The organism is Polaromonas sp. P3_C2, assembly GCF_056402675.1.
In genome coordinates, this window is the sequence record NZ_JBFUGX010000754.1 from 1 (window position 1) to 1,815 (window position 1,815).

The window sequence follows — 1,815 nt, forward strand, 5'->3', positions numbered from 1 at the left end:
GGTCGTTCAAGTCCCGCTCGGCATCCCATGCATTCCACTTCGGCGGCTCCGGCTCCTGGATTTCACCGTCTAGCGCCAGGTTCCCTTGCTTCCCGGCCTTCTTGTCCGCCTTCTTCTGCGCAACCTCCGCAGCCAGTTCCTCCTTGAGCGTCGCCAGCAACGCCCGCGCTTCCTCCCGACCCGCCTTGCCGGCCTCGATCCGGTCCACCAGCTGGGTGCCCCGCGGATACCACTTGCCGGTTTTCTCGATCTGGTTCATGACCAGGACCAGCTCCAGATCCTCCGTCGTTTCACTCTCCAGGAACTGCCGGGTGTTCCAGCCCAGGTTTTGCACCGACGCTGCCAGGTGCTTGGACACCCAGGACTTGGACTTCTTCACCAGCTGGCAAATCTCCGTCAGCGTCTTGCCCTGATCCGCCAGGCTGCGCAAACCCGCTGCCAGCTCCAGCAGCGACAAATCCTCCCGCTGCACGTTTTCCACCAGCTGCAGGGTCGCCGCCCGCAGGTCGTCCGCCTCCCCAATCAGCGCAGGCACATGGCTAAACTCCGCCAGGTGCGCCGCCCGGCAACGACGCTCCCCCGCAATCAGCACAAACCGCTCTCCCCAGGGCCGCAGCAACACCGGCTGCAGCATGCCCTGGGCTTTCAGCGATTCGGCCAGCTCCAGCAAATCGTCCTCAGCCAGGCCGGATACCGTGCGCACCTGCGGCTGAAAGTCGATCATGTTCAGGGACACAAACTCCAGGGCCGGTTTCGCATGCGAAACGCCTGCATCAGCCACGGAAACGGTTTCGGTAATCACAGCAGTCATGGGAATCTCCAAAAGGAAGTTGATGAACGAGGGAAGTTAAAAAAACATCCTCTCGCTCGGGCTTCCTCGTTCCCCCGAGTAGGGGGCGGAGGGGGGTGCTGGTCRATCAACAAGRRAAAACCGGGATGACCCGGTTGYCGCTGTATTRAAAAYCCYCCCACAAGTGCCYCTCAMACCGGGACGGGGTCTTGTGGGGGGATTCAGCGGCGACCGGGGCAGCGCGGTTTTTTCACAGGGGCAGGCCTGGCGCCCGCAGCCRACGTGACACAAAGCGCAGCGACTGGCACCCAAGGGTGCAGCCGGGCCGGTTACGGGGAGCGATGGTCAAACACAATGGAATCGGCTGTTTAAGCTGTACTCGTCCATATTGAGGAGGCGATCACCGCGCTGCCCGGCTAGAATCGATTTGCGGGGTTTGGTCCTTTTACTATCGACCTGAACAAAACTCAAAATGGGCGAAAAGTCTTTTAATAATAAGCACTTGGTTGGGTTTTTAGCGACCAGGTTATACCGCAGGCGCGATGTTATACCGCAGACCTTGCGGTATACATTACGTTAGGTTGCAGAATGCTCGCTCGTGCACTCCGTCTGCTTCTGGTCGTTCTCGGCGTTGCTGGTACCAATACGGCAATGGCATGCTCGTGCGCATCAGGTGCGGACTACGAGGGGCAGTTTCTTGCCGATATCTTCGCTCGGGCGGAGATCATCGTTCATGCACGGATTGTCGAACTCGACAGTCCCTATGAAGCGCGCATCGAAATTGCCGAATCGTTCAAAGGCCGTCCCGTCAAGCTCGTGGCGAATAGCGCCCCGAGCAACATCTGCGGAACGAGATTCCAGTTGGGTGAAGAGGCTGTCTTCTTTGTGTACCACGGTCTCGTTAGCTACTGCGGGCGCCTACCGGTTACCTCGGAGCTCCTGCAGCGTCTGCGCGCATATGGAAAATAGCGCGCTGCAACCTAACAAGCTAGTCGACACGGACGCCTTGCGGCGTACGGTCGCTG

The 1,815-nt window shown here is 59.6% G+C and carries 2 protein-coding genes; one reads left to right on the forward strand and one right to left on the reverse strand.

All coding sequences use genetic code 11. The features are described from left to right. On the reverse strand, window positions 1-811 hold an 811-nt coding region (locus AC1DWI_RS21545), incomplete at its 3' end, for a ParB/RepB/Spo0J family partition protein (protein ID WP_477725717.1). A gap of 567 nt (window positions 812-1,378) precedes the next feature. Between AC1DWI_RS21545 and AC1DWI_RS21550 the strand changes: the two genes are divergently transcribed. After that, complete coding sequence (locus AC1DWI_RS21550) at window positions 1,379-1,759, forward strand: hypothetical protein (protein ID WP_477668234.1); 381 nt, start codon at window positions 1,379-1,381, stop codon at window positions 1,757-1,759. The last annotated feature ends 56 nt before the right edge of the window (window positions 1,760-1,815 follow it).